This is a genomic window from Bradyrhizobium sp. BRP20 (genome assembly GCF_020194215.1).
Lineage (GTDB): Bacteria > Pseudomonadota > Alphaproteobacteria > Rhizobiales > Xanthobacteraceae > Bradyrhizobium > Bradyrhizobium yuanmingense.
In genome coordinates this window covers 119,207-140,925 of the sequence record NZ_JADYVY010000007.1, presented here as the reverse complement: position 1 = coordinate 140,925, position 21,719 = coordinate 119,207, and the positions used below count along the sequence as shown (strand labels likewise).

General features: G+C 64.9%; 23 protein-coding genes. 10 read left to right on the top strand and 13 right to left on the bottom strand.

Translation table 11 applies throughout. From position 1 onward, the window contains the following. Positions 1-21: 21 nt before the first annotated feature. Positions 22-1,086, bottom strand: a complete 1,065-nt coding sequence (locus tag I6F33_RS18480) for a DUF1236 domain-containing protein (protein WP_225143631.1) — start codon at positions 1,084-1,086, stop codon at positions 22-24. Between the two features lie 108 nt (positions 1,087-1,194). Between I6F33_RS18480 and I6F33_RS18475 the strand changes: the two genes are divergently transcribed. Further along, positions 1,195-1,653: an NUDIX domain-containing protein gene (locus I6F33_RS18475; RefSeq protein WP_225143629.1), complete on the top strand. Its 459-nt coding sequence runs from the start codon at positions 1,195-1,197 to the stop codon at positions 1,651-1,653. A gap of 11 nt (positions 1,654-1,664) precedes the next feature. Here the strand turns inward: I6F33_RS18475 and I6F33_RS18470 are convergent, their stop codons facing one another. Beyond that, positions 1,665-2,648, bottom strand: a complete 984-nt coding sequence (locus tag I6F33_RS18470) for a tripartite tricarboxylate transporter substrate binding protein (RefSeq protein ID WP_225139660.1) — start codon at positions 2,646-2,648, stop codon at positions 1,665-1,667. 429 nt (positions 2,649-3,077) lie between these two features. Here I6F33_RS18470 and I6F33_RS18465 point away from each other — a divergent pair, with 429 nt between their 5' ends. Next, positions 3,078-3,722: a hypothetical protein gene (locus I6F33_RS18465; RefSeq protein ID WP_036026057.1), complete on the top strand. Its 645-nt coding sequence runs from the start codon at positions 3,078-3,080 to the stop codon at positions 3,720-3,722. After that, positions 3,719-3,988, top strand: coding sequence for an HGGxSTG domain-containing protein (locus I6F33_RS18460; protein WP_036026046.1), 270 nt, complete (start codon positions 3,719-3,721; stop codon positions 3,986-3,988). The genes I6F33_RS18465 and I6F33_RS18460 overlap by 4 nt, the downstream gene beginning before the upstream one ends. Before the next feature lie 113 nt (positions 3,989-4,101). Here the strand turns inward: I6F33_RS18460 and I6F33_RS18455 are convergent, their stop codons facing one another. Together I6F33_RS18455 and I6F33_RS18450 are read right to left on the bottom strand one after the other, a co-directional pair. Continuing rightward, the gene (locus I6F33_RS18455; protein WP_036004233.1) at positions 4,102-4,284 is read right to left on the bottom strand and encodes a hypothetical protein; all 183 of its coding nucleotides are present in this window, start codon (positions 4,282-4,284) and stop codon (positions 4,102-4,104) included. Between the two features lie 172 nt (positions 4,285-4,456). Further along, entirely contained in the window at positions 4,457-4,681 is a 225-nt protein-coding gene (locus I6F33_RS18450) for a DUF3606 domain-containing protein (RefSeq protein ID WP_225143627.1), read from the bottom strand. Between the two features lie 331 nt (positions 4,682-5,012). On the opposite strand from I6F33_RS18450, the gene I6F33_RS18445 reads away from it, so the two are divergent. From I6F33_RS18445 to I6F33_RS18425, 5 genes are all read left to right on the top strand, one after another. Continuing rightward, positions 5,013-6,254 (top strand): MFS transporter, encoded by a 1,242-nt coding sequence (locus I6F33_RS18445; RefSeq protein WP_036026052.1) that lies wholly within the window; start codon positions 5,013-5,015, stop codon positions 6,252-6,254. 67 nt (positions 6,255-6,321) lie between these two features. Continuing rightward, positions 6,322-7,515 (top strand): M20/M25/M40 family metallo-hydrolase, encoded by a 1,194-nt coding sequence (locus I6F33_RS18440; RefSeq protein WP_225143624.1) that lies wholly within the window; start codon positions 6,322-6,324, stop codon positions 7,513-7,515. Positions 7,516-7,782: 267 nt separating this feature from the next. After that, the gene (locus tag I6F33_RS18435; protein WP_225143622.1) at positions 7,783-8,985 is read left to right on the top strand and encodes a calcium-binding protein; all 1,203 of its coding nucleotides are present in this window, start codon (positions 7,783-7,785) and stop codon (positions 8,983-8,985) included. 166 nt (positions 8,986-9,151) lie between these two features. Further along, the gene (locus I6F33_RS18430) at positions 9,152-10,237 is read left to right on the top strand and encodes a mandelate racemase/muconate lactonizing enzyme family protein (protein WP_225139664.1); all 1,086 of its coding nucleotides are present in this window, start codon (positions 9,152-9,154) and stop codon (positions 10,235-10,237) included. Between the two features lie 225 nt (positions 10,238-10,462). Then, the gene (locus I6F33_RS18425) at positions 10,463-11,611 is read left to right on the top strand and encodes an amidohydrolase (protein ID WP_225143619.1); all 1,149 of its coding nucleotides are present in this window, start codon (positions 10,463-10,465) and stop codon (positions 11,609-11,611) included. 187 nt (positions 11,612-11,798) lie between these two features. Here the strand turns inward: I6F33_RS18425 and I6F33_RS18420 are convergent, their stop codons facing one another. Next, entirely contained in the window at positions 11,799-12,014 is a 216-nt protein-coding gene (locus tag I6F33_RS18420) for a hypothetical protein (RefSeq protein ID WP_036004204.1), read from the bottom strand. Positions 12,015-12,105: 91 nt separating this feature from the next. On the opposite strand from I6F33_RS18420, the gene I6F33_RS18415 reads away from it, so the two are divergent. Beyond that, a complete protein-coding gene (locus I6F33_RS18415) occupies positions 12,106-12,828 on the top strand; it encodes a DUF72 domain-containing protein (RefSeq protein WP_225143617.1) in 723 nt (240 codons plus the stop codon). Position 12,829: 1 nt separating this feature from the next. Here the strand turns inward: I6F33_RS18415 and I6F33_RS18410 are convergent, their stop codons facing one another. Then, positions 12,830-14,017 carry a CaiB/BaiF CoA-transferase family protein gene (locus I6F33_RS18410; protein ID WP_225143615.1) on the bottom strand — a complete coding sequence of 396 codons (1,188 nt, stop codon included), beginning with the start codon at positions 14,015-14,017 and terminating at the stop codon, positions 12,830-12,832. 143 nt (positions 14,018-14,160) lie between these two features. After that, positions 14,161-14,628 carry an EF-hand domain-containing protein gene (locus I6F33_RS18405; RefSeq protein ID WP_225134200.1) on the bottom strand — a complete coding sequence of 156 codons (468 nt, stop codon included), beginning with the start codon at positions 14,626-14,628 and terminating at the stop codon, positions 14,161-14,163. Positions 14,629-14,836: 208 nt separating this feature from the next. On the opposite strand from I6F33_RS18405, the gene I6F33_RS18400 reads away from it, so the two are divergent. Continuing rightward, on the top strand, positions 14,837-15,724 hold the full coding sequence (locus tag I6F33_RS18400) for a VOC family protein (protein WP_225143613.1): 888 nt from the start codon (positions 14,837-14,839) through the stop codon (positions 15,722-15,724). Positions 15,725-15,754: 30 nt separating this feature from the next. On the opposite strand, the gene I6F33_RS18395 is transcribed toward I6F33_RS18400, so the two are convergent. Genes I6F33_RS18395 through I6F33_RS18370 form a run of 6 tightly spaced genes read right to left on the bottom strand, consistent with a single transcriptional unit; the run spans position 15,755 to position 21,635 of the window. Further along, positions 15,755-16,804: a LacI family DNA-binding transcriptional regulator gene (locus I6F33_RS18395; protein WP_036026106.1), complete on the bottom strand. Its 1,050-nt coding sequence runs from the start codon at positions 16,802-16,804 to the stop codon at positions 15,755-15,757. Further along, complete coding sequence (locus I6F33_RS18390; RefSeq protein ID WP_036004213.1) at positions 16,801-17,445, bottom strand: ThuA domain-containing protein; 645 nt, start codon at positions 17,443-17,445, stop codon at positions 16,801-16,803. Before I6F33_RS18390 ends, I6F33_RS18395 begins: the two co-directional genes overlap by 4 nt. Before the next feature lie 10 nt (positions 17,446-17,455). Further along, the gene (locus tag I6F33_RS18385; protein ID WP_036026073.1) at positions 17,456-18,553 is read right to left on the bottom strand and encodes a Gfo/Idh/MocA family protein; all 1,098 of its coding nucleotides are present in this window, start codon (positions 18,551-18,553) and stop codon (positions 17,456-17,458) included. A 21-nt stretch (positions 18,554-18,574) separates the two neighbouring features. Then, positions 18,575-19,420, bottom strand: a complete 846-nt coding sequence (locus tag I6F33_RS18380) for a carbohydrate ABC transporter permease (RefSeq protein ID WP_225143611.1) — start codon at positions 19,418-19,420, stop codon at positions 18,575-18,577. After that, a complete protein-coding gene (locus I6F33_RS18375; RefSeq protein ID WP_225143609.1) occupies positions 19,413-20,366 on the bottom strand; it encodes a carbohydrate ABC transporter permease in 954 nt (317 codons plus the stop codon). The genes I6F33_RS18380 and I6F33_RS18375 overlap by 8 nt, the downstream gene beginning before the upstream one ends. A 3-nt stretch (positions 20,367-20,369) precedes the next feature. Beyond that, the gene (locus I6F33_RS18370; RefSeq protein ID WP_225143607.1) at positions 20,370-21,635 is read right to left on the bottom strand and encodes an extracellular solute-binding protein; all 1,266 of its coding nucleotides are present in this window, start codon (positions 21,633-21,635) and stop codon (positions 20,370-20,372) included. Positions 21,636-21,719 lie beyond the last annotated feature (84 nt).

Below are 21,719 nucleotides of genomic sequence, written 5' to 3'. Positions count from 1 at the left end.
GCGGCTCCGACCCAAATCGACCTAGTCGATCTCCTCGATCACCCGCCGCTCGCGGGGCTCGATGACATAGGTCCGGGTGTCGCGGTGGATGTAGCGATATTCACGCAAGCCCGGCGCATCGCGGTAGACCGTGGTCGGGAATTCCTCGACCTCGACGCTCTCGGGAAGACGGTCACCGACGCGGATCTCACTGCGCGCTGTGCTGCCGGTGGTCCGCACTTCCTTGCGTCCCTCGGTACGGGTTTTCGCATGCTTGCGGATCACCTCGCGATCGCGATCCGAGAACTTGCTGGCGCTGCGCTCGCGCGTCGTCGTCGTTGTCGCCGTGGACTGGCCTGAGTACGGCAGCACCGTCACGATCTTGTAGGTCGCCGGATCGACCACGACGATCTGATCTTTCACCAGCGCAAAGCTGTAGCCGCGATATTGCGGCACGATCTCGACGACGTCGGGCGGCAGCGTCGAGAGGTGCACGTCGCGCGGCACCACCGTGCCGACGTTCAGCGCGAAATTGACGTTGGTCAGCGGCCGCACGTTGAGGTGCGAGATCGACGCGCTGATCTTGGTCTCCTGCTGCTTGTTGAGGTTGACGTCGGTCTGGGCGGCCGCCTGGTTGCTCGTCGGCGCAGACGGTGCCTGCTGGGCCTGGTTGGTTCCAGATGTGGCCGGTGCCTGCTGGGCTTGATTGCTGGCCGGCGGCGGATTGGACCGGTCCTGTGCCTGGTTGGTGTTCGCAGCTGGCGGGTTGGCGCTCTGCTGCGTTGCAGGCTGGTTACCGGCTGCATTGGAATTCGCCGTCCCGCTCTGCGACTGCGCAGTCGAGCCCGTATCGGCGGTGCCGGAGCCGGACGATGGTGGATTGGTCTGCGTGGTCTGGGCCGGCGTTCCCGACGACGGGGATTGCTGCGGTTGCGATGTGGTCTGCTGCTTGTCGGTCGCGCTCGACTGCGAGCTCGTGGATGGCGCGGTCGAGTTCGACTGGGACTGCGGCGTCTGCTGAGACGGCGGATTCGTGCTGGGCGATTGCGCATACGCGGCGCTCGCCAGCACCACCCCCAATGCGGTGGTTGCCAACAGGCGGATCATGGTTCACTCCCTTTCATCAAATGAACATTGGCTACTAACCTGCGCTAGGACGCGCAGTTCCACTTTTTCCCGAGGGAAGGCCGCGGCTCTTTTTCTGCGGAACCTGCAATGCCATCGAAGAGTGCCGGGATCATCGCCTATCGCAAGCGTGGGAACATCGAGGTGCTCCTGGTCCATCCCGGAGGGCCGTTCTGGCGCAACAAGGATCTCGGCGCATGGTCGATTCCGAAGGGGGAATACGCGGACGGAGACGACGCAGAGATCGCGGCGCGACGTGAGTTCGCCGAGGAGCTGGGACAGGAGCTTTCCATGCCGCTGACCCCGCTCGGTCAGGTCAGGCAGCGCGGGGGCAAGCTCGTCACCGCCTTCGCGGCCGAGCTCGATCTCGACGTGCGCAGCATTCGCAGCAACACGTTCGAGATGGAATGGCCGCCGCGCAGCGGCAAGCGGCAGGCCTTTCCAGAAGTCGACCGCGCCGAATGGTTCACGCTCGACGCGGCGCAGGAGAAGATCAATGCAGGACAGCGTCCGCTGCTCGACCGGCTTAAGCTGCTGATCGGCAGATAGCGCGTCGCGCCCTATTCCGCCTTGATGTTCGCGGCCGCAACCACCTCCGCGAGCTCCTTGGTCTCCTTGGCGATCTTCGCGGCGTAGTCGGCCGGGCTGAGCACGCTGACGACGCCTTGCGCGCCGAGCTTCTCCTCGGCCGAGGGATCCTTGGCGGCGGCGACGATCTCCCGATGCAGGGTTTCCAGGATCGGCGCGGGCGTTGCCTTCGGCATGAAGAAGCCGACCCAGAACGAGATGTCGAATCCGGGATAGCCGGCTTCCGCCACGGTCGGCACGTCGGGCAGCGCCGGCAGCCGCTCGGCCGAGGACACTGCCAGCGCGCGCAGCTTGCCGGCCTTGACCAGCGGCACGGCGGAGAGCGGATCGAACACCGCCAGCACCTCCTGCGCGAGAATGCCGACCTCGGCGGCCGAGCCGCCGCGATAGGGCACATGGATCAGCTTGATGCCGGCCTTCTGGCTGAGCAGCTCCATGGCGAGATGGGCGAGATTGCCGTTGCCGCCCGAGCCGTAGGCGAGCGCGCCGGGCGCGGCCTTCGCCGCAGCGACGAGATCGGCCACCGACTTGACGTTCGCCGTCTTGGGATTCTCGGGATTGACGACGAGGACGAGCGGCGCCGAGACCACTGTGGTGAGCGGCGCAAAATCGACTTGCGGATCGTAGCGGATGTCCTTGAACAGCGTCTTGTTAAGCGTGATCGTCGACGAGTTGCAGGCGAGCATGGTGTAGCCGTCCGCATCGGCGCGCGCGACGCCTTCGGCCGCGATCATGCCGTTGGCGCCGGCGCGGTTCTCGACGACGAAGGGCTGGCCGAGCTTGTTGCTGAGCCGATCGCCAATGATGCGCGCGACGACGTCGACCGGGCCGCCCGCACTGAAGCCGACCATGATCTTGACCGGCCGCGACGGATATTTCTGCGCGAGAGCCTCTGTCGCCGGCGCCAAGGCGCATAGAGCTGCGATGACTGCCAGCAGGCGGGCGGTTCGTTGCATTCGTTCTCTCCCAGACCTCTTGGCGTCGCTTGTGCATGCTTGTTGGTGCGACGCCGTAGAAGTCATGAATAGCGGCCGTGCCGGATTTCGCAATCGCGTTTGAGCGCCGGCATTCCGCCGCACGGCACGTGTGTGCCGCTTCCAAAACAAAAGTGCGAAAACAACCCCATGCACAGTAGACCGCCCCTTTCAGAACAAAGGCTTGCGCAGGGCCGAGGAAATTTTTCGGATTTACGAAATAAATTCTGTCGCGTCGGGCAAAACAGTGCCATAATGCCATCATCGCAACGGTCGCGAGCGTCACGGCCTGCCGGCCCGGACCCGTGCCGACGCGGTTGCGCCTAAACCCTTCATCGACATTCCGAAATCCGCATTTGCGCGCAGCGGCGAACGGCCGTTCGCGCTTGCGCGCTCAAAGGACACATGCCCATGACGACAGCTCTCGAACGCCACATCCCCTCGCCGCTCGCGGCATCCGATCGCAGCGTCCCCGCCGCGACCCCGCGCGTAAAACTCTACAAGCGGCGCATTGCGATCCGCCATCCCGACCCGCACACCGGCGAGCGGCTGCTGGCCGAGGCGCTCGGCGCCGCCGACCGCGACGCGATGCACGGCATATTGAGGCAGTTGGTCAAGGCCAGCGTGGTCGGGCAGAAGCCGGATGAGGCCAATCTCGCCTTCATGATCTCGACCATCAGGAGCATCGCGCCGAAGGATTCCATCGAGGCCTTGCTGGTCTCCCAGATGGTGTCGGTGCACATGGCGGCGATGCGCTGTGCCTGCCGTCTCGCCTGCACCGACGATCTGACGCAGCAGGAGGGCATCGCCCGCGCCTTGACCCGGCTCTCCCGCACCTTCGCCGCCCAGGTCGAAGCGCTGAACCGCCACCGCAACAGCGACGAGCGCGCGATCACGGTGCAGAATTTGTCGGTGCAGGACGGCGGACGGGCGATCGTGGGCAACGTCACGCAGCATGCCAGCATGATCATTGCGGAGGCTGGCGCAATGGAGACGACTTCGAATGCAGAAACGGGCGCAGGCCGCGAGGTCCATACGAGTGGCGCCTGCGTATGACCGGCGATCACATCCGTCATACCGATGCAATGCAGTCGAGCCCGCGCTGCGGGGCGCAGACGCGCCGCGGTCTCGCGTGCCGCGCGCCAGCCGTGCACGGCAAGCGCCGCTGCCGCATGCATGGCGGCGCGCCAAGATCGGGCGCTCCGAAGGGCAACCGGAATGCATATCAACATGGAATGTGCACACCGGACGCCCGCGCCGAGCGACACCGGATGAAGGCCTTGCTGGAGGACGCTTGGAAGCTGCTGATCGAGTTGAAATAGATTGCGGCCCAGGAGCGACGCGGATGACGCCATTCCGGCGCGAGACATGACCTCAAGAAAACGAAGCTCTGATGGAGCCTTAAGCCAGAAAGCTCGGTGCCGCAGCCATAGAACTAGGGCCGTGTGCTCGCCGGAGCCACAGGGACAATCTGCAGCCCAGCTGCGTTCAGCGCTTCAGTGATTTGCTTGGCCAGCAGCTTGGCTTCCTCAGTGCCGATTTGAGCGTCGGGAAGCCGCTCGAAGAACGCACAAAGCGTCGTCGCTATGATGGTATTGACCTGGTGCGCATCAACCATTTGCTGCACGCGACATTAAGAATGACTTCACCGGCGCGGCGGTCGCCTGCCGGGCCGTGGCGGGTCATCGCAAGCCGAAGAACGAAAGAATGACGGCGATCACAACGATGAGCCCTATGAGGTAGATCAGACTGTTCATCGCAATTCTCCTTTCCCACGTGATGGGTTGGATTCATTCGAGGGTCGTCGCTGCGTCCCTGGCACTACCTTGCTGAACGGCCAGCTTTTCGAGCTCCACTTCCTTCTCGATGGCCGCCAGAGAGTTGCCGATCTTTTCGACGATCCTGACCAGATCGGCATTGGAGATGCGAAGCCGCCTGCGGACCGACTTGACCTGCTCAGCGTTCGCAAGATCGAGCGTCGTGCGAATGGGCCGTGGCGGTCTCGAGGACAGCATGATCAGGTCTCCCTAACCTAGGTAAGAGAGACGATGTCTCCTTTGTTCCTACGTTCGCCAACGGAAGCTCCCAAGAGCGAAGATGATGCAACCGTCGCGCGCACCGCGGAGACGCCCACAACACTTTATCCCCGCGGCGCAACGCCATGACTCCCTACCAGGCTGAGTGCCGTCTCGAAGGTGGTGCGTTGCAATGCGGCTAGCCTCTCGGCAATGTCATTGCTCTCAGTCCGAGGTCACATTCCGGCATGAGGGGGGCGCGCTGCCGCCATTGGCACCCGCCCCCTCAATCCTGTAACCCACCCTAAAACCTTCTCGGGACGGGACGCTCATGACCAATGCCGACGACGACGCGGGCACCGCCACCCGCGCGCTGATCTTCGCGCTGGTCGCGCTCGCCTGCGGCCACATGCTGTCGACCCTGCTGCGCACCATTCCGGCGGTGAGCCTCGACCTGATGGCGGCGGATTTCCACATCGAGCCGCAGGCGCTGGCGAGCCTCACGTCGGTCTACCACTTTGCCTTTGCAGCCTCGCAGATCCCGGTCGGCGCGGCGATGGACCGGTTCGGCGTGCGGCCGGTGTCGCTCGCCCTGCTGGCGGGAACCGTATTCGGCGCGATGGCCTCGGGGTTTGCGACGGGGCCCGAGAGCTTCGCCGTCGGGCAACTGCTGCTCGGCGTCGCCACCTCGGGCATGCTGATGTGCCCGATGACGCTCGCAGCCAAGCAATTGTCGGCGGCGCGATTCGGATTGTGGTCGGGCGCCATCCTCTCGATCGGCAATATCGGCATGCTGCTGTCGGCGAGCCCGCTCGCTTTCGTGATCGATACTTACGGCTGGCGCGCCGGGTTCTGGATCTCCGCAATCGGCGGCATCCTCGTCGCGCTGGCGGTGTTCGTACTGGTGCCGCACCAGCCGGCCGAACACAAGGACGAATCTTCGCCGCTGTCGCAGATGATCGATGTGGTCAGGCTCGGCCTGTCACGGCCGCTGCGCGGCGTGATCGCGCTGGCGATGGTGTCGCTGGCGAGCACGCTGGTGCTGCGCGGCCTGTGGGGAGGACCCTGGCTGATGGAGATCAAGGGCCTGACGCGGATCGAGGCCGGCAACCAGCTCGGCGCGTTCACGCTGGCGATGATCGCAGGCCCGCTGCTCGTCGGCATGATCGACCGCAGGCTCGGCCGCCGCCGCGAGCTGGTCGCCGGCACGCACGCGATCGCGGCGCTACTGCTCGCGCTGATGGCGCTGGGAGCGCCGCACTTTGCCGTTGCATGGCTGTTCGGCGTGAACGTCATGCCGCCCTCCTACGATCTGGCATTGTTCGTGCTCATCGGGCTCTTCACCTCGGCGCAGCCGCTGCTGTTCGGCATGTCCAGGCAACTGGTCGATGCGCAGGTCGCCGGCAAGGCGCTTGCGGCCGTCAATCTCGCCTTCTTTCTCGGCACTGCGCTGATGCAATCCGTCACCGGCGCGGTGGCCGCGCTCGCGGGGCTGCCGGCGGTGCTGCTGTTCATGGCGGCGGCACTGGCGGTAGGCGTGCTGATTTTCTTGATCTACACGCAGCGCGTCTGAGCCCCTTGCGAAATGCGGAAGCGCAGGAGATGCTGCGCCGCCATCCGCATCAGGGGAATTCGAGTCCATGCCCGTCGACACCAAAGCCGCCACCGATCGTCTCATGCGCTTCCTCACTGTCGAGGGCGTCACCGGACAGGAGGCGGCGATCGGGCGGGAGCTCACGGCTGCGCTGAAGGAGAGCGGCGTGCCGGCCAAGGCGATCCGGCTCGACGACGCCAACACGCGCATTCCGGTGCCGACCGAGACCGGCAACCTCGTCGTCGACCTGCCCGGCCGCGGCGCGCTGCACAACCATCCACGCATCATGTTCATGACCCACATGGACACGGTGCCGCTGTGCGCCGGTGCCAAGCCAAAGTTGACGGGGCGCAAGATCGTCAACGACGCCAAGACCGCGCTCGGCGGCGACAATCGCTGCGGCTGCGGCGTGCTGGTGACGCTGGCCGCCGAGCTCCAAAAGCAGAAGCTCGATCATCCGCCGATCACGCTGTTGTTCTGCGTGCGCGAGGAGAGCGGGCTCTATGGCGCGCGGCACGTCAAGCTTGACGAGCTCGGCAAGCCCGTGATGGCGTTCAACTATGACGGCGGCTCGGCCTCCAACGTCGTGATCGGGGCCGTCGGCGCCGACCGCTGGACCGTCGAGATCTTCGGCCGCGCCTCGCATGCCGGCGTCGCACCCGAGCGCGGCATCTCATCGACCATGATCATGGCGCTGGCGCTTGCGGACGTGAAGGCCGGCGGCTGGTTCGGCAAGGTGGTGAAGGGCAAGAAGCAAGGCACCAGCAATGTCGGCCCGGTCACCGGCGGCGAAGGCCGCCCCGCGGGCGATGCCACCAATGTCGTCACCGACTACGTGCATGTGCGCGGCGAGAGCCGCAGCCACGACGGAAAATTCTTCAAGGAGATCACCAAGGCCTACAAGGCCGCGTTCGAGAAGGCGGCCAAGAAGGTGACGAACGCGCAAGGCAAGTCCGGCAAGGTCAAGTTCAAGGCCGAGACCGACTATTATCCGTTCCGCATGAAGGAGAACCTGCCGGTGGTCAAACGCGCGATCGAGGCGGTGTCTGCGGTGGGGGGAAGCCCGAACGTGCGCGCCGCCAATGGCGGCCTGGATGCCAACTGGATGGTCCGCCACGGCGTTCCGACCGTGACCTTCGGCGCCGGCCAGAACGAGGCGCACACGGTCGACGAATGGATCAATCTCGACGAATACGACCGCGCCTGCGCGCTGGCGGTGCAACTGGCGACGATGCGGTGAGATGGCAAACGGCACGTCATAGCGCTTCAACACGGCTCTGATCTAACGGGTCGATCGCGGCTTCCGTGAAGTCCGCGCCTGTCCCGCGCTGCCATCGATGGCGAGCACCGTCACGCGGTTCCTCGGCCGCAATCAAACCGAGTCAGGAGCAAACCTCCGCCATCAACTCCAAGTAGATTCAGATCCAAGCGTGACCGCAGTGCGTCTCGCCGAGACCTCCGCTGTTTTCAGAGTCACGTGACTGACATGAAATGGGAGTGATGCGCCATGCGCACGATGCCGGACGACACCCTGATCCTCACCTTTCCGGACTTCAGCCAAACCGCGACCATCGTCGGGGATCCCAACTTCCCGATCGACGGCTGGGGCGGGAACGACACGGTGACGGCAACCATCCTCAACGCGGACGTGTTCGTTACGCTGATCGGCGAAGACACGGTCATGCAGGGCAATTCCCACGGCGGCAACGACACGCTCACGGCGAACGTGGATTATCCCTTCAGCGGCGCCACCATTATGGGCGACGCCGAGACCATGTTGGGCAATGCTGCAGGCGGCAGCGACACGCTCACCGCCGACGCCGGCGGCAATTTCCGCTCCAACATCTCCATTTACGGAGATGCCGGAGGCGACATGTCGGGCAACACGCAAGGCGGCAATGACACGCTGACAGGCGTGACCGGTGGGCGGGCCTTCGAGAACGTGTTCAGTGGCGATGCCGGGGGATCCATGAGCGACAACGCGCATGGCGGCAACGACACGCTGAACGTATTCGAATATGCATACGAAAGCACGGCGACCCTCAGTGGGGATGCCATCGGTGCCATGACCGGCAATACAATCGGTGGCAACGACGACCTCACGCTCGGCATCAGCAGTGGCATGGCGATCGGAGGTGGAACGCTGGCCGGCGATTCGCTCACGTCATTGACCGACAATGCCCAGGGTGGCAACGATACCCTGACCTTCGTGACGAATGGCGGCGAGCCGCCGCCGGCCGTCTACGGCTCCCAGCTGATTGGCGACGCCATGAACATGTCCGGCAGTGCGCGTGGCGGCAATGACATCCTCAATGGCGGAGAGTTCACTGATCATCTCTACGGCGATGCGCGGACTTATGCGCCATCTACCCCTGGCTCCATCACTGGCGGCACGGACACGCTCAACGGCGGCGCGGGTAATGATCAGCTGTGGGGCGGGCCGAACAACGATGTCTTCGTCTTCACGGCCGGCTCCGGCAACGACGTCATCAACGACTTCAATCAAGGCAACATGGCGGTCGGCAGCACCGCGGGGGAACTCGACGTGATCAACCTGCACGACTACGGTTTTGCCGACTGGGCGACCCTGTCCGGCCTCATCAGCGATGACAGCTCGGGCAATGCGGTGATTCACCTCACTGCCAATGACACCATCACCCTGAGCGGAGTGCATGCGGCCTCGCTGGAGGCGACGGACTTCATAGTCTAGCGTAAGGTGGGTTAGCTCCGCGGATTGCGCGTAGCGCAAACCGCGGGGCGTAACCCACCATCTTCGTATCCGGGGAGACAGAAGTGGTGGGTTACGCCGAGCATATGCGCTTTGCGCATCCGCTCGGCTAACCCACCCTACGAAGAACCAAAGACAGGGAGGCACCATGCCGCGCATCGCAAACATCGAGACCGGGCTCTACCGGATCCCCCTCCCCATCACCCTGTCGGACTCCACGCATGGCGACATGACGGCGTTCGAGCTGATCACCTGCCGCATCCGCGATGCCGATGGCGCCGAGGGCGTCGGCTACACCTATACGGTCGGGCGCAACGGCGGGGCTGTGGCCGACATTCTCAAGCGCGAGATCCCGCCGCTGGTCGAAGGACGCGAGGCCGACGATACCGAGGCGATCTGGCATCATGTCTGGTGGGGGCTGCATTATGGCGGGCGCGGCGGGCCGGCGGTGCTGGCGCTCTCGGCACTCGACATCGCGCTGTGGGATCTGAAGGCGCGGCGCGCCAAGCTGCCGCTGTACCGCCTGCTCGGCGGCTTCGATGCGCACGTGCCGTGCTACGCCGGCGGCATCGACCTCGATCTCTCCGTCGATGCGCTGCTCAAGCAGACCGATGGCAACCTCGCCAAGGGTTTTCGCGCCATCAAGATGAAGGTCGGCCGGCCCGACCTCAAGTCCGATGTCGCGCGCATCTCCGCGATGCGGCAGCATCTCGGCGACGGCTTTCCGCTAATGGCGGATGCCAACATGAAATGGACGGTCGAGGAGGCGATCCGCGCCGCGCGTGCTTTCGTTCCTTTCGACCTCACCTGGCTCGAGGAGCCGATCATCCCCGACGACGTCGCGGGCCATGTGCGTATCATGCAGGCGGGCGGCGTGCCGATCGCAGCGGGCGAGAATCTGCGCTCGCTGTGGGAGTTCAAGAACTACATCGCCAGTGGCGCGGTGTCCTACCCGGAGCCCGACGTCACCAATTGCGGCGGCGTTTCCGCCTTCATGAAGATCGCGCGGCTGGCGGAGGCGTTCAACCTGCCCGTCACCAGCCATGGCGCGCATGACATCACCGTGCACCTGCTCGCGGCCTGCCCGAACCGATCCTATCTGGAGGCGCACGGCTTCGGGCTCGACAAGTATCTCGAGCATCCGCTGGTGCTGAAGGACGGGCTGGCGCTGGCGCCCGATCGGCCGGGTCACGGGATTGGGTTCGATTGGAAGGGGCTGGCGAAGCTGGCGTAACACCTATTGCTCGTCATTCCGGGGCGCGACGAAGTCGCGAACCCGGAATCTATTGGGCCGCGGAGCTCGCTGCACGATGGATTCCGGGTTCGCGCCAAGAGGCGCGCCCCGGAATGACGGAAAAAGCGCACATTGCTGCACGCGAGGCATTCCAAGGCGCAGGGTGCATGGCGGTGATAATCCTTTATGGTGACGGCAACCGACACCTTGCGAAAGGCCCCTGCCTTGTCCCCCGAACTGCACCAGAAACTGACCGCGTGGCGCCGGCATCTCCACGCCCACCCGGAGCTGTCGCTCCAGGAGAAAGAGACCTCTGCCTTCGTGCAGGACAAGCTCACCGAGCTCGGCATTCCCTTCGAGGCTGGCATCGGCGGCCACGGCATCGTCGCGACCTTGAGGCGCGGCCATGCGCAAAGGCGGGTCGGCCTGCGCGCCGACATGGATGCGCTGCCGATCACCGAGGATACCGGACTGCCCTACGCTTCGACGACATCCGGCGTGATGCATGCGTGCGGCCATGACGGCCATACCGCCGCGCTGCTGGGCGCCGCAGCGCTGCTCGCCACTGATACCGATTGGAGCGGCACGGTCGATTTCATCTTCCAGCCGGCCGAGGAAGGCTTTGGCGGCTCGCGGGCGATGGTCGCGGCCGGGCTGTTCGACCGCTTTCCGATGGAGCGGATATTCGGCTTCCACAACTGGCCGGGCCTTGCCGCCGGCACCATCGCCGTGCATGACGGCGTGGTCATGGCCTCCGGCGGGCGCATCACCATCACCATCGAGGGTCACGCCGGGCACGCCGGCATGCCGCACCTGACGCGCGATCCCCTGGTGGCAGCCGGGCACCTCATCGTCGCGCTGCAATCGGTCACCTCGCGCGGCGTCGATCCGCTCGACACCGCCGTGCTGTCGCTCTGCACGATCGAAGGCGGCACCGCGCCGAACCAGATCGCCGGACGCGTCACCATCCGCGGCACGCTGCGCTATCACCGCGAAGCGGTCAAGGACGTCATCCTCGACGGCATCACGCGTACCTGCGCCGGGATCGCGGCCAGCTTCGGCGTCAAGGTCACGCCCGAGATCGTCTGGGGTGTCGGCGTCGTGATCAACACGCCTGATGAGGCCGACCTCGCGCGCATCGCCGCAGAGAAGGTGCAGGCGCCGGTGCGGCGTGATCTCGCGCCGAGCATGGCCGGCGAGGATTTTGCCCATTATCTGCAGCAGCGGCCCGGCGCCTTCGTCTGGATCGGCAATGGCGAGTTGCGCGGCGGCGCCGAGCTGCACGGCCCGCGCTACGATTTCAACGACGCGATCCTGCCCGTGGCTTCACGCTGGATGGCCGAGGTCGCCAAGGCGGCGCTGGCGACGAATTAGACGGCGGGGTCGTTCACCTCTCCGGCTTGCGGGAGAGGTCGCGCCGAAGCGCGGGTGAGGGCTTTCTCCTCTAGGGGCTGTCCCATCGCTGAAGCACCCCTCTCCCCAACCCTCTCCCGCAAGCGGGAGAGGGAGCGCACTTCCGCCATCGCAACGATCATGCCTGATCTTGTCGCACCTTTAGACGTCACGAGATCTCGCGCGGCAGCTTCCAATCCGGCCGCGGCGCGAATGTCTCGTCCACGCGCTCGACGTGATAGCCGGCGGGCAGAAGGTGGCCGCCCTCCTCGTCGGCAACGGGCACGTCGGTGACGAGGCCTTCGATCAAGGCGGCTTCCCACACTTCCTTCTCGGTCGGAAAGGGATTGCCGATCTGCTTGTCGCCTTCGAACAGCGCGTACATCGGTTCCGGTCCTCACCGTTGATGCTCACGAGAAACGTATCGGCCGCACGGACGTTCCCTCCGGCAAATGGCAACGGATGGTACGTGAAACATGGCGCGCGTTCTGATCGGAACTTCGGGCTGGCACTACGCCTCCTGGCGCGGCCCGTTCTTCCCCGAGGGCGTGACGCTGAAGCAGCAGCTCAGCTACTATGCCGGGCAGTTCGACACCACGGAGCTGAACGGGGTGTTCTACCGCACGCCGACGCCGGAGGCGGTGAAGGGATGGCGGGAGCAGACCGGCCGCGATTTCGTGTTCGCCTGGAAGGCGTCGAAATTCATCACGCATTGGAAGCGCCTGTCGGAGCGCTCCGTCAACAGCCTCGAGCTGCTGGAGGACCGCATCTCCAGGCTCGGCGGCAAGGCCGGCCCGATCCTGTTCCAGCTGCCGCCGCAATTCGAGGCGAATGCGGACCGGCTCGCCTCGTTCTTCAAGCTGCTGTCGCGAAAGCGGCGTTACAGTTTCGAATTCCGCCATCCGAGCTGGTATCAGCCGCGCATCCTGCGCATGCTGGCTGAGGAGAACATCTCGCTGTGCCTGTCCGATCATCACGACGCGCCGGCGCCGTGGAAGCGCACAGCGGATTTCGTCTATGTGCGCGGACACGGGCCAAGCGGGCGCTATCACGGGCACTATACCAAACCCACGCTGGCGCAATGGGCCAAGCGCATCAAGTCGTGGAAGCGGCAGGGCTGCGACGTCTATGTCTATTTCGACAACGACCAGAAGAGCGCAGCACCCGCCGATGCAAAGGCGTTGAAGCAGCTGCTGTGAGTTAGATGATGCCGCCTTGCCGGAGCGCCGCGATCTCGTCTGCATTGTAGCCGAGGTCGGCGAGGACGCGGTCGGTGTGCTCGCCGAGCGTCGGCGGACGGTGCGCGATCTCGCCCGGCGTTTCCGACAGCCGCACCGCGGCGCGGGCAACCGGGGCCTGCTTCGGCAGGCCGGGATAGTCGACGTCCTGCATGAAGCCGGCGGCGCGGATATGCGGATGATCCAGCGCCTGTTGCGGCGAGAGCACGGGACCGGTCGGAATCATCGCCTGGCCCAGCGTGTCGACGGCCTCCTGCGTGGTGCGCTCGGCGCACCAGCGCGCCATCCGCTCGCTGATGATGCGGCCGTTATTGCCGCGGCTGATGTCGTCGGCAAAGCGCGGATCGTTCAGCCACACATCCTCCTCGCCCATCAGCCGCGCCCAGCGCTTGAACAGCGGATGGCCGGTGACCTGGCACAGCACCCAGCCGTCTTTGGTGCGGTAGATGTCGGCGGGCGCCGCGGTCTGGCCGAGATTGCCCGTCGGCACGCGGTTGACGTCGATGACGGCCTGCTCGATCAGCGTGGCATTGGTGAAGGACAAAGCGGTTGCGAGCAGCGCGCCTTCGACGATCTGCCCCCGCCCGGACTTGCCGCGCTGGATCAGGGCGGCGAGCGTGCCGAACGCGCAGTGCAGCGCAGTGCCGAAATCGACCCAGTTCACCGCGGCGCGGTACGGCGGATCCCCGGTGCCGGTCATGTACACCGAGCCCGACATCACCTGGCCGACGCCGTCGAAGCCGACGCGGTCGGACCACGGGCCCGGCCCGCCGAACGCGGTCACCGTGGTCAGGATGATGTCCGGCTTGATCGCCTTCAGCGATTCGTAGTCGAGCTTCATCGCGCGCAGGGTCTGCGGCGGCAGATTGGCGACCACGACGTCCGCGGTCGCGATCAGGCGGCGCATCACCTCCTGGCCTTCCGCCTTCATTGGATCGAGTGTGATGCCCTTCTTGTTGCGGTTGATCTGGAGGAACAGCGCGCCCTCGCCGCCTTCGCCCACCGGCGCGACGAACCGATCCTCGCTGCCGTCGCGCTTCTCGACCCGGATGACCTCCGCCCCGAACTCGGCCAGCAAGGTCGCGCAATAGGGCCCGGCAATATAGCGCCCGAAATCGAGCACGCGCACGCCCTCCAAGACTCCTCCCATCGCACCCTTCCCTGTTGTTTTTCGCAGATTACAGGGACTGGCCGCCAGGGCAAGTTGGGAAGCGCGCATGCGACTTCATCGTCACATCGCGAACGGCTCCGATGACGCCGCAGTTCGTGTGCCCGCCTTGAGATTCCCGCTCGCTATTGCTGCGGGGCGGAGCCCTTGCTCCTGTGCATGAACGCCATCATCTCCTCGAAAGTGAGCTTGCCGTCCTTGTCGCGATCCATTGCCTTGAAAATGCGTTCATGAGCGACCTGAAACTCGGGCAGCGAGACGTTCCCGTCTCCATCAGCATCCATCAGCGCGTAGACGATGCGGAAGACGACCGGCGGCTCCATGGCGGTACCGCCCATCGCGCCATGCCCTTTCATTCCTTGTCCCATCATTCCCTGTCCCATCATCCCGCGCCCCATCATTCCCATCATGTCTCCACCGCGCATCGGGCTCTGCCGCTCGGCGGATGGGTTGGCAGGAGAACTCGACTGCGGGGATGCCTGCGTCTGCTCCTGTCCGGGATGATGACCTTGATGGTCCGCTGGCGATTGAGCCAGAGCTGGCTGGCCCAGGATGGCGAGCAGCAACGCTGCAGCAACGGTTCGACCTAGCATGACGCTTCCTCCGGCCTTGATGTCGGTCCGACGAGCTTGCCGAACGTCATCGGAATTATCTTGAGCCAAGTCAAAAAGGCGGCTGGTGGGCCAGGTTTTTCACCCCGCCCCGTGCGGAGGAAGCGGCGCGGTCACCGACGGAAACTCGACGGCCGGAAACTATGCTCTAAGATGCACCCGTTCGTCCCCCAGCGAGAAGTGCACACCCATGCCGCAGCAATTTGATCGATCCGCAGAAGATCTCGGCAACGCCATCCATTTCGAGCACGTCAACATCCAGGTCCCGGACCAGCGCCTCGCCACGCTGTTCTACGTCGCCGGGCTCGGGCTCACCCGCGATCCCTATCTGATGGTGTCCGACACCAACATGTGGATCAATGCCGGGCGGAGCCAGTTTCATCTGCCGAGCGGCCGGCCGCAGGTGCTGCGCGGACACATTGGCCTGGTCATCGAAGGCCGCGATGCGCTGCTGGCGCGGCTTGCAACGGTCGCGAAGAAACTCGAGGGCACCGCGTTCGCATTCACCGAGCATAACGACCATGTCGAGGCGGTCTGCCCCTGGGGTAACCGCGTGCGCTGCTACGAGCCCGACGCGGCGCGGTTCGGCCGGATCGCGCTCGGCATTCCCTATGTCGAGTTCGACGTGCCCAAGGGATCGGCAGCCGGCATCTGCGCCTTCTACCCTGAAGTCATGGGCATGCCCGCGAGCTTGCGGAACGGCGATGGCACTGTGGCCGCCGTGAAGACGGGCCGCAACCAGCATCTGCTGTTCCGCGAGACCGACCGGCCGCAGGCCGACTATGACGGCCACCACGTGCAGATGTACATCACCGACTTCTCCGGCCCCTACCGCAAGCTGCTCGCGCGCAAGCTGATCTCCCGCGAGGACAATCAATACCAGTACCGGTTCTGCGACATCGTCGATCTCGACAGCGGCAAGCCGCTGTTCACGGTCGAGCACGAGGTGCGCTCCGCGACCCATCCGATGTTCATGCGGCCGATGGTCAATCGCAATCCGGCGCTTAACAACCGCAATTACGCGGTCGGCCACGACGAGTCGGCTTGGGCGATGGGGCCGGATCAGTACGAGGGGTAGTCCTCGCGCGGCGCTTCCGTGCGCTTCACGCTACGGCAGATTGTCCCGCAGGAAAATGTCGATGCGGATGCGCTCCTGGTCGGGGCTGATCGGCTCGCCCGAACAATGGGCGAGCAGGACTCGCGCCGCAGACCGCGCCTCATGGCCGGCATCCTGGTTGATGACGGCGTCGAGCGTGCCGCGCACCAGGAACCGCCTGGTGTGCTCGGTCAGCTCATGGGTGATCCAGACCACCTCGCGCGCGCGGCCCGAGGCCTCGAGCGCATCGGCGATGCCGCGGTTTCCGGCGCCGCAGCAATAGATGCCGCGGAGGTCGGCATGGCGGGCGAGCAGCGCGGCCGTGAGGTCCCGGGTGCGGTCGCTGTCGTCGCGCCCCTCGATGACAGGCAGTGCGGACAGGCTCGCATACTCGCTCGACAGGATCTGGTGGAAGCCGAACTGCCGTTCGGTGTGATCGCGCAGCGACAACGATCCCGCAATCACGGCGACGGTGCCCTCGCGTCCGGCAAGGAAGCGTCCCATCAGGGTGGCGGCGGTGCGGCCCGCGGCCGGATTGTCGATCCCGACATAATGCACCCGGGACGAACTCGGCGCGTCCGACACCAGGGTGACCACGGCAACCCCGCGCGCGACGAGCTCGTCGATCGCGGCGCGCACCCGGGGATGATCGAGCGCGATGACGGCGACGCCCCGATAGGCCGGCGAGAGGTTCTCCAGCGCTCGGGCAAGGACATCGGGGTCGAACACGTCGACATGGTGGATGTCGATGAAGCCGCGATGGCCGGCGAGCCAGTCCGCGGTGCGCGCGACCTGCTCGCCGAGGTTGGTCATGAAGCTGTTGCTGCCGGTCGGCAGCACGAAAGCGAAGCGGAAGGTCTGCCCGCGGGCGAGCCGCGCCGCGGCAACATCGGCGCGATAGCCGAGCTTTGCCACCGCGGCCTCGACACGCGCGACGGTCTTGGCGCGGACACCCTCGCGCCGGTTGACGACGCGATCGACGGTGGCGAGCGAAACGCCCGCCGCGCGCGCAACGTCCTCGAGCGTGGCCCGAAGCACCGGCTGGGTCGCGCCTTCAGTCATTCGCGCGCGGCCCACAGCATGCCGCGGGTCATCAACGTCCGGATCTCCGGCACGTCGAGCTCGTAGGCGCGGTGGCCCAGCGAGGAATAGAATACCCTCCCCGCGCCATAGCGCTTCTTCCACACCACCGGCATCACCACGCCCTCGATCCAGGGCGCGTGCTCACCGGTGAAGGTCGTCGTTGCCAGGACCTCGATGGCGGGATCGACATGCATGTAATATTGCTCGGACCGATGCTCGAAGCTCTTCAGACCCGTCATGATCGGATCGTCCGGTTTCGTCAAGTCGACCTTGTAGTCGATGATGTTGCCGGGATGGGCGACCCATTGCCCGCCGCACAGGAACTGGTAATCGACCGATTCGCGGAAGGCATCGCACATGCCGCCATGATGGCCGGCAAGCCCGACGCCGCTGCGCACCGCATCGCAGAGGTTGAGCGCTTCCGCCTTCTCGATCTTGGACATCGTGTAGATCGGTATGATGAGCGACAGATCGTGGATCGCGGGATCGGCAAAGGCTGCCGTCGTGGTTTCGATCCGCACCTCGAAGCCTTCGGCCTTCAGCCAGCCACGGATCATCGACGCGCAGAGATCGGGATCGTGCCCCGGCCACCCACCCCATACAATCATTGCCTTGCGCATGGTCATTCCCTCAATCGATCTGTCCGGTTTCGCGTCCCGCCGGCAGCATCGCCGGGCGCTCGACGCGGCTCTCGATCCCGACGCGGCGGCCCTCGTCGGCGGAAGTCTGGAACGCCTCCATCACCTCCAGCACGTGGAGGGCGAGCGCGCCGCTGGCGCGATGCGGTCGGTCGTTCAGGATCGCGCCAGCCATGTCGGCGACGCCGATCGAGCGGAACTCGCCCTCGACGTGGCCGTGCGTCAGCGGCATCACCTCCCATTCGCCGCCGGTTTTGGCCACCTGAACCTCGCCGCCGAAGCGATTTGGATCCGGCACCAGCATGCTGCCCTTGTCGCCGTAGATCTCGATCGGCGCATGCCGATGTTTCGGCACGTCGAAGCTCATCGTGATCGACACGACCGCCCCGCTTTCGAACTCCAGCGTCCCCGCGACATGGGTCGCGACCTCGACCGGAATCAGCGCGCCGTTCATCGGCTGGCTGGTAACGAGGCGCTCGGTTTTGGGGCGCGCGGTCGAGCCCATCACGCCGGCGACCGGGCCGAGCAATTGCACGAGATCGGTGATGTAGTACGGCCCCATGTCGAGCATCGGCCCGCCGCCGCGCAGGTAATAGAAGCCGGGCGCCGGGTGCCAGCGCTCGTGGCCGGGGCAGCCGAAGAAAACGCTGCCCGCGACGGGCGTGCCGATCGCGCCGTCGTCGATCAGCTTGCGCGCGGTCTGATGGCCGCCGCCAAGGAACGTGTCGGGCGCGCAGCCGACGCGCAGGTTCTTCTGCGCGGCGAGCTCCATGACCTTGCGCGCCTCAGCGACATTGATGCCGAGCGGCTTCTCCGAGTGAACGTGCTTGCCGGCGTTCAGCACCGCCAAACTGACATCGGTGTGGGCGAGCGGCACCGTGAGATTGACGATGATTTCGACGTCGTCTCGCTTCAACAATTGGTCGACCCGCATTCCCGGCAAGCCGAAGGCCGCGCCCTGGCGTTCCGCAATCTCGCTGCGCATGTCGGCGAGCGCCCTGACCTCCATGACCGGAAAGCGCTGGGCCGCCTTGAGATAGGCGGTGCTGATCACCCCGCAGCCGATGATTCCGATGCCGACTTTTCTCATGTTATCTCCTCAGAATACGGCTCATCCCTTGACCGCGCCCGCGGTGAGGCCGGCCACGATGTGCTTCTGCGCCAGCAGGAACAGAATGATCGTGGGCAGGATGGTGAGTGTGATGAAGGCCAGGATCAGGTGCCATTCGGACGAGTATTCGCCCTGGTAGACCATGATGCCGAGCGGCCAGGGATACAGCGCGTCGGTGTTCAGCATCACCAGCGGCAGCAGATAGGCGTTCCAGCTGTTGACGAAGGTGATGGTGCCGACCGTCGCCAGGATCGGACGCGACAAGGGCAGCGTCACATAGCGGAAGAACTTGATGTAGCTGCAGCCGTCGACCAGCGCCGCCTCGAGCAGCTCATAGGGGATGTCCTTGAAGAAACGGCGTAGCAGCAGCACGCTCATGGCGAGGCTGAACGCCACCTGCGGCAGCGCGACGCCGAAATAGGTATCGAGCAGGCCGAGATCGCGCACCTTGATGAACAGAGGCAGCACGGCGGTCGCGGCGGGGAACAGCAGGCCCAGCGTCAGATAGCTGAGCAGCATCGATGAGCCGAAGAACCGGACATGGGCGAAGGTGAACGCGGCCATCGAAGCCGTGATCAGGGTCAGCGCCACCGCCAGCGTCGAGATGACAAGCGAATTACGCAGTAGCTGCCAGTAGCGCGCCGAGAACAGGATGTCGGCGTAGTTCTGCCACTCCCATTGTGCGGGCAGGCCGAATGGATTGACACGGAGCTCGCCGAGCGACTTGAAGCCGCCGAGCAAGGTCGCGAGCAGCGGCACCAGGACGAAGATCGCGACCAAGCCGAGGAACAGCGCCTTGAACAGCGCTGCGGGATCGAATGCGCTTCTAGCCCCGGCACTATTCATCGCGCATGAACCATCGCTTGTAGGTGAAGGCAAAGGTCACGCAGATCGCGAACAGGATGACGCCGATGGCGCTGCCATAGCCGACCCGCATGCGCGAGATGCCGTTGTTGTAGAGAAAGCTCACCAACGTGTTGGAGGAATCGGCCGGCCCGCCGCGCGTCAGCGGCATGACGAGATCGAACAGCTGCAGCGATCCGATGATGGCGAAGAACACCGACAGGCGGATCGTCGGATAGAGCAAGGGGATCACGACGTGGCGCAGCGTCTGCGTCCGCGTCGCGCCGTCGATACGGGCGGCCTCGACCAGGTTCTTGTCGAGGCTCTGGAGCGCGGCGATGAACAGCATCATGTGGAAGCCGAAATATTTCCAGACCACCACGATCAGCACCGCCAGCATCGCCGTGTCGGTCGAGGCCAGGAGATGCGGAGGCTCGGCGCCGAACGTGCGCCAGATCGAGGCGACGAGGCCGTAATCGCCGTCATAGACGAAGCTGAAGATCAGCCCCGTCGCGATCTCGGCGAGGATATAGGGCATGAAGAACAGCATGCGCAGCGCCACGGCGCCGCGAAACTTTTCGGCCAGCATCAATGCCAGGGTCAGCGCGAGCGGCAGCTGGACGGCGAGCGAGACCGCAATGATCAGCCCGTTGTTGCGCAGCGCGAGCCAGAAGGCCCGCGTCTCCAGCACGAAGCGGTAATTGTCGAGGCCGATCCAGTTGGTCGGCCTGCCGAACCCGTTCCAGTTGAAGGCGGAGTACCAGGCGGCCTCGCCGATCGGCAGCACCACGAACAGCGTGAACAGCAGCAGCGCGGGCGGCAGGAACAGGATCAGGACGGTGAAGCGGCCATCCCAGCCGGGGCCACGAACCGCGCCACGAATCCCGACCTGGGGGGCCGCCTCACCGGCGACGCCGATCGGCGACGACATCGCGATCCGTCGCGCCACCGGTCAGTTACCCTGCTTGTACGCCGCTTCGATGGCTTTCGCTGCGTTCTGCGGGCTCATGCTGCCGCCGGCGATCTCGGCCGTGACGTCGTTGACGACGCGACCGACCGAGGGGCCAAGGCTCTGATCATAGAAGTTCTGGTGATAGTTGGACTTCGCCAGATTGGCCGCGATCTGCTTCATGAAGGCGCTGTTGAGACCGGCTTCGCCGCCCTTGACGACGGGAACGATGAAGTTGCCGGCGGCAAGCCGCGCCTGCACGTCCTTGGAGATGAAGAACTTGAGGAAGTCGGTGGCTTCCTTGGGCGCCCCCTTGGTGATCAACCAGCCGGTGATGCCGCCGAGCGTGTCTGACGGCTCGCCCTTGCCGCCGGGTACGACCGGAAAATCGAACCAGCCAAGCTTGTCGTCGCCGAGACCGACCTTGTCGGCGGCAAGCGCGCGCTGGGTGTGATAGAAGGACGAGATGGCCAGGATCATCGCGGCCTTGCCGTCGCCGAAATAGCCGACGGCCTGCGGATTCTTGAAGCCGAGGAAGCCGTTCTGGAAGGGCTGGAGATCGACCAGCTGCTTGAACAGCTCGCCGGATTTCTGAAAGGTTTCGCCGGCGAACCCGCCATTCTCACCCTTCAGTGCTGCATCGAAGGCCGGCTTGCCGCCGATGCGCACTGCGAGATGCGTCCAGTAAAAATGCAGCGGCCATTTATCGGCACCGCCAACCACAATCGGCGTCACGCCCGCGGCCCTCAGCGTTTTCACTGCGCCGAGCAGATCGTCCCATGTCTTGATCTTGCTCGCGTCGACATTGCCCTTGGCCATCAAGTCCTTGTTGTAGAGGAAGCCGACCTGCGAGAGCGCGGTCGGCAGGCCATAGACCTTGCCGTTGCTGGTGAAAGCCGCGAGCGCTGCCGGTGCGATCGTGTCGCTGTAGCCGCCGCTTTTCACGGAATCGGTGATGTCTGCCAGGACGCCGGCCTCGATCTGGGTCTTCAGCACTCCGCCGGCCCAGCTATAGATGATGTGCGGCCGATCCTTGGATTGCAGGATGGTCGGCAGCTTGGCCTTGTAGGCCTCGTTCTCGAGGAACTGCATCTCGACCTTCACACCTGGGTGCGACGCCTCATAGCTGCGTGCGACCTCCTCCCAGATCTTCACCTGGGCCGGGTTGACCTCGATGTGCAGCCATTTGACCGTGGTGTCGGCTGACGCGGAACTGGCCCAAAGCAGGCATGCGACAGCAGCGAGTCCCAGTTTCCCGAGCAATCTCATCACATCCTCCCGACCGTCTTTATTCTTTGGCGCAATCCTGCCCTCAATTTTTGAGGTGCGCAACACAAATTCTGATCTATGCAC

Excerpts from the sequence above, each read along its gene's own strand:
- I6F33_RS18480 (WP_225143631.1), bottom strand. The coding sequence starts at position 1,086 with ATGATCCGCCTGTTGGCAACCACCGCATTGGGGGTGGTGCTGGCGAGC.
- I6F33_RS18475 (WP_225143629.1), top strand. The coding sequence starts at position 1,195 with ATGCCATCGAAGAGTGCCGGGATCATCGCCTATCGCAAGCGTGGGAAC.
- I6F33_RS18470 (WP_225139660.1), bottom strand. The coding sequence starts at position 2,648 with ATGCAACGAACCGCCCGCCTGCTGGCAGTCATCGCAGCTCTATGCGCC.
- I6F33_RS18465 (WP_036026057.1), top strand. The coding sequence starts at position 3,078 with ATGACGACAGCTCTCGAACGCCACATCCCCTCGCCGCTCGCGGCATCC.
- I6F33_RS18460 (WP_036026046.1), top strand. The coding sequence starts at position 3,719 with ATGACCGGCGATCACATCCGTCATACCGATGCAATGCAGTCGAGCCCG.
- I6F33_RS18455 (WP_036004233.1), bottom strand. The coding sequence starts at position 4,284 with ATGGTTGATGCGCACCAGGTCAATACCATCATAGCGACGACGCTTTGT.
- I6F33_RS18450 (WP_225143627.1), bottom strand. The coding sequence starts at position 4,681 with ATGCTGTCCTCGAGACCGCCACGGCCCATTCGCACGACGCTCGATCTT.
- I6F33_RS18445 (WP_036026052.1), top strand. The coding sequence starts at position 5,013 with ATGACCAATGCCGACGACGACGCGGGCACCGCCACCCGCGCGCTGATC.
- I6F33_RS18440 (WP_225143624.1), top strand. The coding sequence starts at position 6,322 with ATGCCCGTCGACACCAAAGCCGCCACCGATCGTCTCATGCGCTTCCTC.
- I6F33_RS18435 (WP_225143622.1), top strand. The coding sequence starts at position 7,783 with ATGCGCACGATGCCGGACGACACCCTGATCCTCACCTTTCCGGACTTC.
- I6F33_RS18430 (WP_225139664.1), top strand. The coding sequence starts at position 9,152 with ATGCCGCGCATCGCAAACATCGAGACCGGGCTCTACCGGATCCCCCTC.
- I6F33_RS18420 (WP_036004204.1), bottom strand. The coding sequence starts at position 12,014 with ATGTACGCGCTGTTCGAAGGCGACAAGCAGATCGGCAATCCCTTTCCG.
- I6F33_RS18415 (WP_225143617.1), top strand. The coding sequence starts at position 12,106 with ATGGCGCGCGTTCTGATCGGAACTTCGGGCTGGCACTACGCCTCCTGG.
- I6F33_RS18410 (WP_225143615.1), bottom strand. The coding sequence starts at position 14,017 with ATGGGAGGAGTCTTGGAGGGCGTGCGCGTGCTCGATTTCGGGCGCTAT.
- I6F33_RS18405 (WP_225134200.1), bottom strand. The coding sequence starts at position 14,628 with ATGCTAGGTCGAACCGTTGCTGCAGCGTTGCTGCTCGCCATCCTGGGC.
- I6F33_RS18400 (WP_225143613.1), top strand. The coding sequence starts at position 14,837 with ATGCCGCAGCAATTTGATCGATCCGCAGAAGATCTCGGCAACGCCATC.
- I6F33_RS18395 (WP_036026106.1), bottom strand. The coding sequence starts at position 16,804 with ATGACTGAAGGCGCGACCCAGCCGGTGCTTCGGGCCACGCTCGAGGAC.
- I6F33_RS18390 (WP_036004213.1), bottom strand. The coding sequence starts at position 17,445 with ATGCGCAAGGCAATGATTGTATGGGGTGGGTGGCCGGGGCACGATCCC.
- I6F33_RS18385 (WP_036026073.1), bottom strand. The coding sequence starts at position 18,553 with ATGAGAAAAGTCGGCATCGGAATCATCGGCTGCGGGGTGATCAGCACC.
- I6F33_RS18380 (WP_225143611.1), bottom strand. The coding sequence starts at position 19,420 with ATGAATAGTGCCGGGGCTAGAAGCGCATTCGATCCCGCAGCGCTGTTC.
- I6F33_RS18370 (WP_225143607.1), bottom strand. The coding sequence starts at position 21,635 with ATGAGATTGCTCGGGAAACTGGGACTCGCTGCTGTCGCATGCCTGCTT.